Source organism: uncultured Adlercreutzia sp., from assembly GCA_910585575.1.
Classification (GTDB): domain Bacteria; phylum Actinomycetota; class Coriobacteriia; order Coriobacteriales; family Eggerthellaceae; genus Adlercreutzia.
Genome location: CAJUFS010000079.1, coordinates 1 through 6,995 on the forward strand (window position 1 = coordinate 1; position 6,995 = coordinate 6,995).

Genomic DNA, 6,995 nt, shown 5'->3' on the forward strand with positions numbered 1-6,995 from the left:
AACTACCTGCACGAGAACGGCGAGAAGGTGAAGCTGCTGGCCATCGAGCAGCCTGACAAGGTGTTCGCCAACTTCCTGGAGCCGCTGGAGGCTGCCATGGAGCACGAGAAGTACGTGACGTCGCTCATCAACGACATCTATGCCGCTGCTCTGGAAGCTCACGATTACCGCGCTCAGAAGTTCCTGGGCTGGTTCATCGACGAGCAGCTGGAGGAAGAGGACAACGCCGACACCATGATCACCAACATGAAGCTGTTCGGCGGCGACCCCAAGGGTCTGTACGACCTGGATCGCGAGTGCGCCACCCGCACCTACACCGTGCCGAGCCCGCTGGCTGCCGAGTAACCACTGCCCCTGTACTGCTACGCGAGCCAGCCGGTATTGCGGCTGGCTCGCGCCTTGTTCCACCCCAAGCGTCTCCAACTTATGGAGCGCGCTTTTGCCAAAACTCAGCGAAATGATGCATTTTTCTTAACATCCGAACGCGATGCAAGCTCAAATCCCCTGAGCTCTGCCAAAAGTTTTCGATATGATGCAGCAACAACCCCCAAAGGGATTACGCTCTGCATCATATCGAGAGTTTTTGACAGAATCAGCCCGAATTAAGCAAGGAGGCGGATACCTATGCCAACGAGGATTCTCCTCCATGCCTGCTGCGGGCCGTGCTCCCTTGAGCCCGTGCGCCTGCTGCGCGAAGAGGACTTCGATCCGGTCATCTACTATGCGAACTCGAACATCCACCCAGCCGATGAGTACGCCCATCGCCTGGAAACCCTGCGCGAATGGGCCGAAGGCGAAGAGGTGCCGGTGATCGAGGGTACCTACGATGCAGACGCCTGGGAAGCAACGGCCGGTCGCGTGGGCGACGCCGCGTTTGAGCGCTTCGGCATGGTGCACGGCCCTGACCCCCATGCCGCAGAAGACGAAACAGCCGCACATGCACCTAGCATTCCAGCAGACTCCGAAGCTGCGGCGGCCCGCGAGGCACGCTGCCGCGCCTGCTATCGCCTGCGCTTCGAGGAGGCGGCCCGCTATGCCCGGGAGCACGGCTACGACACCTTGGGCACCACGCTTTCCGTCAGCCCCTACCAATACACGCAAGTCATCCGCGAGGAACTGGAGCGCGCTGCGGCCGCCGAAGGACTGACCGCGCACTTCGAGGACTACCGCCCCTTCTACGACGAGGCCACCCGCCGCTCCCGCGAGGGCGGCATGTACCGTCAGAACTATTGTGGCTGCCGCTTCTCGGATGCCGAGGCCGAAGCCGAGCGCGAGGAGCGCAAGGCTGCCCGTCGGGCGGCCCGCGAAGCTGAAGCCACGGACCATGCCGAAGAGCGCGCCGCCGCCGAAGCCGAGCGCGCCCGCCATCGTGCCGAGAAGCAAGCCTACGCCGACAAGCAGGCGAAAAAGCGCGCCATCCTGAAGGCGATGAGGGAGAAGCGGGACGGAGGCACCGATGACCAGTAGCAAAGCACTGCCCTGGCCCACGTTGGCTCTCTACGCCACTGCCCTTGCGCTCTTTCTCACGGGCCCTACGGCCTTCTGCATCTCCTCGGGCGCCTCGATTCTTGGGCCTCTGATCGAACTTGGGCGCTCCGACGGCACCACGACCCTCATGGCAGGAGCCGGCATAGCCCTTTTCGCCCTGGGCGCCGCCACGACGCTGGTGCGGCCTTTGCAAGCCCTCGTCGAACGCCCTCCCCTAGGGGCTGTCACGGTGTTTTGGGCTATCGCCCTGGCCTTCGCTCTCATTGGGCTCTTTGCTCCTGGCGAGGGCTACAGCCTGTGCTTTCTGCTCTCTGGCATAGCCTATGGCTGCGGAAGCGTTCTTTTTCTTTTTTGGTGGCATGGGTGCATGGGACGCTTATCCGCCCTTGAGCAACTTATGGTGCTGAGCATCGCCTTCGGCAGCGCCGCACTCATTTCGATAGCCTGCTTCACCTTCTCGCAAACGCCCCTCATGATAGTCATGAGCGCTCTGTCGGTCGTAGGGTCGTGGGCCGTCACGATGGGTATCAGTCGCTCTAAGCGCAGCCGAGTCAACGCAGCAGACGGCATGTTGAATGAGCCCCTCGGAGACACCGCCGCCTCGGCACCCGCACCGGTCGCAGGAGGTGCGCAGGGGCTTCTCCCTGCCGCAAGCGGCCTGTGCGTCTGCGCTGCCGTCTTAGGTTTCAGCTGCGGTGGCCTTATGGAAGATTTCTCCTTCGCGTTTGCCGGCACCCTGAATCGCGGGGCCTTTCTCGGGGTCATGGCCTGTGCCGCCATTTTGACCGCGGTGGCGCTCATAAGCCCCCAGCCCGAAAAGCTCCGCAAGATGCTCGTCGGCCTTTGCCCCGTGATGGCGGCACTGCCCTCCCTCCCCTGCTTTATTCCCCTTACGCCTGATTTGGTGATCGGCATGCTGTTCGGCCTTATGACCGGCATTGGCTTTGCCTTCTTCGCCATTCTGACGAGCTGGCTTTTATGCTGGCAGGACCCTGGTTCCCCTGCGACGGACGCCCCGTCATCGTTGGCAAAGGGCCAGGGCGACACCAGCGTAACCCACTTCGGACCTCATCGTCTGACCGTATGCCTGAACACTACCGTAGGCCAGTGCGGAGCAGCGCTTTTCGCAAGTTCCCTGTGCTTCGGGGCGGCGGCTCTGTCCAGCACCGCCTTAAGCCACGAGGCGAAGACGGCCGTATCGCTCGGCCTGTTCGTGGCGTACCTGGTGCTCTTCGCGTTGCTTGCCTTCCGCGGCAACGCCCAAGGAGCCGCCGTCGCGCCCGTAAGCGAACCGGGCATCCCCGCCAGCGAATCGACCACACCTGGCACCCCCGCCGCTTCCCAACCCGTCCTCGACCCTCTCACCGCCCGATGCTTTCAGCTTCAGAAGCGCGGCAATCTTTCACCGCGCGAAATGGATGTTCTGACGCTGCTCGCGCGAGGCCGCACCGCCGCATATATTGCCGACACGCTTTTCCTTTCGCGCGAAACGGTGAAGGTGCATGTGCGGCACATCTACGAGAAGCTCGGGGTCCATTCCCGCAGCGAGCTGCTCGATCTGGTGGAAACCACCGACGAGGACACCGCCTCCTAGCCGCAACGCACAACGCCCGTCAAGTCGGAGGGAGGGACCGAACTTGACGGGCGCTACATAATAAGGGAAGGCGCGCCGCCTGGGGAGGGATTCAGCGGACGCGCCTTCGAGGGAAATTGCTACAGCACTTCCTGACCGGTGATGAGCTTGCCAGCCACGCGACCATGGGTCATGGCCATACCGACGGAGTTGCCGGCGAAGGGCGTGGTGTACTGCATGCCGTAACGACCACCCAGGGTGTTGCCGGCCGCATACAGGTTGGGGATGACGTTGTAGTCCTTGTCCACCACCTGCAAGTCACCGTTGGTCACCAGGCCCGTCAGCGTCACCAGGCTCACGCCCAGGGTGCCGCTGTTGCCGCCGAAGCCGCCGGGGGCCGCGCTGCCGCATCCGTAGAAGGGCGGCTCCTTGATGGGGGTCATAAGCACGGCGTCCTTGCCGAAGTCCTTGTCGGAGCCCGCTTCGCACAGCTCGTTATAGCGCTCGATGCTGGCCAGGAAGGCCTCCTTGGTCTCGCCCTCGTAGCCCAGCATGCCGGCCAGCTGATCAAGGGTGCTGGCGGCGTAGACCTGGGAAGGCATGCGCTCGGCCACCGTGCACATACGCACGGCACCGCCCTCGGGATCGTCTACCGGCACTGCGGCCATGTCCTCCACCAGTTCGGTGTAGTAGTCGGGGCGACCGAAGTTGGCGCAGCCGTGGTCGAGCGAAGAATTCTTCAGGGTCTCCTCGTAGTTGGCATCGGTGACCAGCGTGAAGCCGCCCAGGGGCTGGCGCACAGCAATGGCCATGGAGTCGCAAATGGCGGCCTCGTTCATAAAGCGCTCGCCCTTGGAGTTCAGCCACAGGAAGGGGCTCGACCCCCAGGGGCCCGAGGCGCCGCCGCCGAAGCTCATGGCACCGCGCGGACCGGCCTCGATGAAGCCGCCGGCCCAGCAGCCCATCTTGTGGCCTTCGCCGCTGCAGTCGGACTGGCCCTGAAGCGAGGAGGCATCCAGGCCCATGCGCTCGTTGTACTCGCGGTACTCGGTCAGCAGGTTCCAGGTCATGTCGGTGTTGGCGGCGAAGTCGCCCGTGCAGAGGATGACGCCCTTGGCCGCGTTGTACTTCACGTAGCCGTTGGCCCCCTCGGCAATAACGCCGGTTACCGCACCGCTCTCGTCCTGGGTGAGCACCATGGCCTTCTCGCCGCAGCGCCACGTGGCGCCCAGGTCCTTGCCCTCCAGGATGGAGAACTGCTGGAACTCATCGAGACGCGAGAGCGCCGCCACGCCGTCCACGGGCTGATGCTGAATGGGACCCATGAACTGCACGACGCAGGGCCAGGTCTTGAAGCCGCCGCGGTACAGCGGGTACTCCACGTTGCCGTCAAGGGACAGACCGGACTGGTGGATGCAGATCATGGAGTCGTCGATAGGACTGATGGCCGGATCGGCGTCGGACACCAACTTGATGCGATCGTCGGGCCAGTTGACCAGCGACGCCGCATGGTCGAACATCTCACCGGAGTTCGCCACGAACTTGCGCACCACCTCGGTGTTCACGCGGCCGCCGGCGCGCAGGCAGAACTCCTGCACGATCTCGCCCTCGTCGTAGGGACCGAACCCGCGCTCGATCAGGAACTGCGAGTTCACATGGCCAATGTCCTCGCCCTTTACCTTACGGCTCTCCTCGGGCGACTGCTCGATAACCACAACGGACGCGCCGCCTTCGGCCGCTGCCAAAGCCGCCTGAATGCCCGCATGGCCGCCGCCGCACACCACGACGTCACAGTCGATGGTCTCGACGATCTCATCGTCAGCAATTTGCGGGGCCTCACCCAGCCAGTCCTCGGTGCTTGCGTAGCCCGGCGTGGCGGCGCCTGCGGCGCTCTGCTCGCCGGTCTCCGCCAGATCGCTCGATGAGGGCTGCGAGCTGCAGCCCGTCGCTACGCCGGCAGCCAGAGCGGCCGCCCCGGCCAGGCCCATGCCCTGTAGAAAGCTGCGGCGCGATACCCCGTTGTTCTTAATCTCTCCCACGATTTCCTCCTTTAATACCTGATCCTCAGTGGGTGTCTCGGAGCACTTTCGCCTTTCCGAGCACGGCACCGATCATAGGAGGAAGACGCCCTTTCGCACCTCACCCAAGGTGGGTAGAACCCATAACCCAAAAGGGGGTATTTAGGATAAACTTCCTGTTCAGTAGGCATTTTCTGCGATTAGCTCAACGCGTTCTTTCGCCACTGTTTTCATCTTGGAACCCCCAGGGGCTTCTCGGTGGGCTATGATGCCCCTACCACCTATTCCAAGGAGGATCCATGAAGGCCGTCCCACTCAAGCATCCCGAACTCTCCCCCAACGCCGCTGCGGCGGCGGCCAAGCCGTGCCCCGTGGGCATGGCGAAGCGCCGCGTGCGCGAGTACTCGGTGGGCGAGGAAATCTTCAACGCCGTCACCCACGGCGTAGGAGCGGGCCTGGCCGTGGCGGCGTTGGTGCTGCTCATTGTGAAGTCGGTGGCCGACGGCGGCGGCATGCTGCTTTTGGCGGGCCTCGTGTTCGGCATCGCCCTGCTGCTGGAGTACCTCATGTCCACGCTTTACCACGCCATTGCCATCGAGGGCGCCAAGCGCGTGTTCAAGGTGCTCGACCATTCGGGTATTTACCTGCTTATTGCCGGCACCTACACGCCCTACTGCCTGGTTACCCTGGCGCCCTATGGCGGCGTATGGCTCGCCGCGTTCGTGTGGGGCGTGGCGCTTCTGGGCATTGCCTTCGAAGCGTTCTGGACCTTCCGTCCGCGCTGGATTTCCGCGGTGCTTTACGTGGCTCTGGGCTGGTCCATTGTGGTGTTTTTGCCCACGCTGTTTGCGGTGATGAACCCTGTGGGGTTCTGGCTGCTGGCTGCGGGCGGCATCTGCTACACCGTGGGCGCCGTGTTCTACATCTTCAAGAAGGTGAAGTACTTGCACTCGGTGTTTCACCTGTTCGTTTTAGCCGGCAGCTGCCTGCAGTTCTTCAGCGTGTACTTCTTTGTGATTTAGGGCGCCTACCCTTCCTGATGAGCGGCGCGCAGGGCGGCGATTTCCGCTGCCCACCCGTCCAAATTGTCCTGGGGCGTTTCCAGGAAAAAGGGCAGGTCACGCAAGGCCGGATGGTTCGTCACCGCCGCGAGGGCCTCGAAGCCGATGTGCCCTTCGCCAATGGCCTCGTGACGATCCTTGTGCGCGGCAAGAGGATTCTTGGAATCGTTGAGGTGAATGGCGCGCAGGCGATCGAGGCCCACAATGCGATCGAACTCCTCAAGCACGCCATCAAGGTTGCCGACAATGTCGTAGCCACCCTCCCATACATGGCAGGTGTCCAAACACACGCCCATTTTGTCCGCCTGATCCACGCGCTCGATAATGGCCGCCAGCTCCTCGAAGCGACCGCCCACTTCCGAGCCCTTCCCCGCCATGGTTTCCAAGAGCACCGTGGTGGTTTGGTCCGGGGTCATGACCTGGTTGAGCGCGTCGGCAATGAGCTCAATGCCCTTCTCCGCACCTTGACCCACATGGCAGCCGGGATGCATGTTGTACAACTGACCCGGGGTGTTCTCCATGCGCATGAGATCATCGGTAAGCAGCTCGATGGCGAACTGGCGCGTTTCCGGCTTCGCCGCCGCAGGGTTCATGGTGTAGGGAGCGTGGGCTAGGAACGTGGCAATGCCGTGCTCGTTGGCGTACTCGTGAAAGGAAGCTATATCCACCGGATCGATGGCCTTGGCCTTCCCGCCACGCGGATTGCGCGTGAAGAACTGGAAAGTGTTGCCGTCAATGGACACCGCGTCCTTCGCCATTTTCAGATAGCCCTTGGCGCTGGACAGGTGGCATCCGATGGTGAACATGGCAATCCTTTCAACGACGAAAAACAGCAGTGGCCAGTATACGACAACG

Annotated in this window: 6 protein-coding genes; 4 read left to right on the forward strand and 2 right to left on the reverse strand. The window is 62.8% G+C overall.

Annotated elements, in window-relative coordinates; all coding sequences use genetic code 11:
- From QZ307_RS09540 to QZ307_RS09550, 3 genes are all read left to right on the forward strand, one after another.
- On the forward strand, positions 1–345 hold a 345-nt coding region (locus QZ307_RS09540), incomplete at its 5' end, for a ferritin (RefSeq protein ID WP_295999220.1).
- A 279-nt stretch (positions 346–624) separates the two neighbouring features.
- Positions 625–1,467 (forward strand): epoxyqueuosine reductase QueH, encoded by an 843-nt coding sequence (locus QZ307_RS09545; protein ID WP_295999223.1) that lies wholly within the window; start codon positions 625–627, stop codon positions 1,465–1,467.
- Positions 1,457–3,082, forward strand: a complete 1,626-nt coding sequence (locus tag QZ307_RS09550) for a helix-turn-helix transcriptional regulator (protein WP_295999226.1) — start codon at positions 1,457–1,459, stop codon at positions 3,080–3,082. Before QZ307_RS09545 ends, QZ307_RS09550 begins: the two co-directional genes overlap by 11 nt.
- A gap of 119 nt (positions 3,083–3,201) precedes the next feature.
- Here the strand turns inward: QZ307_RS09550 and QZ307_RS09555 are convergent, their stop codons facing one another.
- A complete protein-coding gene (locus QZ307_RS09555; RefSeq protein WP_295999229.1) occupies positions 3,202–5,100 on the reverse strand; it encodes an FAD-binding protein in 1,899 nt (632 codons plus the stop codon).
- Positions 5,101–5,378: 278 nt separating this feature from the next.
- Here QZ307_RS09555 and QZ307_RS09560 point away from each other — a divergent pair, with 278 nt between their 5' ends.
- Positions 5,379–6,101, forward strand: coding sequence for a hemolysin III family protein (locus QZ307_RS09560; protein WP_295999232.1), 723 nt, complete (start codon positions 5,379–5,381; stop codon positions 6,099–6,101).
- Positions 6,102–6,106: 5 nt separating this feature from the next.
- Here QZ307_RS09560 and QZ307_RS09565 read toward each other — a convergent pair whose 3' ends face one another.
- Positions 6,107–6,946: a deoxyribonuclease IV gene (locus QZ307_RS09565; protein WP_295999247.1), complete on the reverse strand. Its 840-nt coding sequence runs from the start codon at positions 6,944–6,946 to the stop codon at positions 6,107–6,109.
- Positions 6,947–6,995: the final 49 nt, after the last annotated feature.

What these genes read in the sequence shown, in the direction of transcription:
- QZ307_RS09560 (WP_295999232.1), top strand. Translation starts at nt 5,379, where the DNA reads ATGAAGGCCGTCCCACTCAAGCATCCCGAACTCTCCCCCAACGCCGCT.
- QZ307_RS09550 (WP_295999226.1), top strand. Translation starts at nt 1,457, where the DNA reads ATGACCAGTAGCAAAGCACTGCCCTGGCCCACGTTGGCTCTCTACGCC.
- QZ307_RS09565 (WP_295999247.1), bottom strand. Translation starts at nt 6,946, where the DNA reads ATGTTCACCATCGGATGCCACCTGTCCAGCGCCAAGGGCTATCTGAAA.
- QZ307_RS09545 (WP_295999223.1), top strand. Translation starts at nt 625, where the DNA reads ATGCCAACGAGGATTCTCCTCCATGCCTGCTGCGGGCCGTGCTCCCTT.